Annotated in this window: 2 protein-coding genes; both read right to left on the minus strand. The window is 49.5% G+C overall.

Annotation, left to right across the window (positions count from 1 at the left end; all coding sequences use genetic code 11):
* Nucleotides 1–347: 347 nt before the first annotated feature.
* Nucleotides 348–896 (minus strand): hypothetical protein, encoded by a 549-nt coding sequence (locus ABEB25_RS24415; RefSeq protein ID WP_345739076.1) that lies wholly within the window; start codon nucleotides 894–896, stop codon nucleotides 348–350.
* Nucleotides 897–948: 52 nt separating this feature from the next.
* On the minus strand, nucleotides 949–1,251 hold the full coding sequence (locus tag ABEB25_RS24420; protein ID WP_345739077.1) for a hypothetical protein: 303 nt from the start codon (nucleotides 1,249–1,251) through the stop codon (nucleotides 949–951).
* Between the last annotated feature and the right edge of the window lie 95 nt (nucleotides 1,252–1,346).

The raw sequence follows: 1,346 nt of genomic DNA on the forward strand, positions 1-1,346 counted from the left end.
ATGGCCTGGAGGAAGAGGGAAATGATTTTGTCCATGCCCTCCCTGGCATGTCAATCAGCGCCCCAATTTACTCCCCAAGGTGCGCGAAAAAATTCGGATCAACTGATCCTCCCAGCCACCTTGATCATAATCGAAAGCATAACGTGGAATTCTCTCCAGGCAGTCGGCGTCCAGGTAGATATCTCCAGTCTTCTGGTTGCAGTTATCCTGTAACTTGCTCACCAATGACTGAAAACCTCCCCCAGTAGGCTGGGGGTCAGCAAACAAATCCGAAACCTCATGAGGGAGAAGTGTAACATTCATCTGGCCTGCCTTTTAGCACGCCAGAATCTAAGGTCAATGCCTATTTAGGCTACGACCAACTCCGCAGCCGTCCTGTTTATCTTTGACCGCGAAGGTCTTTTTACGGGCTGAGAAATATCATCAAATCTAATAGGCTCTCCTTTGCCCTTCGATCTGGAGATATGAATGGCACCCAGTTGAAAACCGGATTGAGGGAATGAATCAGGCATTTCAACGAGGCAGATTTCCTTGATGCAAAAGCCCCGGCTGTAGATGTCACGAACACGAGCTTTCGTCCAGACATGGTTAACCGTCATGAGGAACACGATGTCATTTGCCAGATCCATGGAGTGCTGGAGGAAAGTGCGAATCTCACTCCAAGGGGGATTGGTGATGATCCAGTCCACCGGTGTTGTCCAATCAAAGAAATCCCTTCCTTCTGAAATCTCACACCAGCTTGCACCCGGCATGAAGTGTAGGAAATTGCCTTCCCCTTTACACGGCTCCAATATGCGGCCCGTAGGCTTAAAGTGCTTCACGATCCGTCCGGCCAGTTCGAGCGGAGTTTGAACCACATCATTGGAATCGTAATCTCTGTTAGGCTGGTATTTCATGGCGCAGAGCGGTACACTTTCATGTACAAAAGTACAGCGAAAGTTATGTTTTTTATTGCGGCCTGGGGAAAAAGCGCTCTTCAGAGCCCTGTGGCAGGTCAGTGATAGATGCGCAGTCCAGGTCAAGAGTTACGTGCGCAAGCAGCTCACAGTCGGCTTCAATCTCGCAAACAGGTTCAATGTGCTCTCGTGCAACGGGTATGAATACACGCGGAGCCAACCCATTAGCATCCTCTCCCCACTCAAGCACGATATTGTAAAATCCACCTGCTTCCACCGCGTCGAACACTTGATCCAAAACAAGCCCTTTCAATTTTACAGGGATGCGGCAACGCAGAACTCGGTCTTCAGGCATGCATTAAACAACGGCCTAGAGCGAGCACGTTCAAGGCGCAAATGCGGTTCGAAGGCTAAGTCGATAAAAAAGTGTGAAGATCACAAAAAAGCCCC

This window comes from Prosthecobacter algae (assembly GCF_039542385.1).
In the GTDB taxonomy this organism is placed as follows: Bacteria; Verrucomicrobiota; Verrucomicrobiia; order Verrucomicrobiales; family Verrucomicrobiaceae; genus Prosthecobacter; species Prosthecobacter algae.

Coding starts and splice junctions, on each gene's coding strand:
- ABEB25_RS24415 (WP_345739076.1), bottom strand. CDS start 896: ATGAAATACCAGCCTAACAGAGATTACGATTCCAATGATGTGGTTCAA.
- ABEB25_RS24420 (WP_345739077.1), bottom strand. CDS start 1,251: ATGCCTGAAGACCGAGTTCTGCGTTGCCGCATCCCTGTAAAATTGAAA.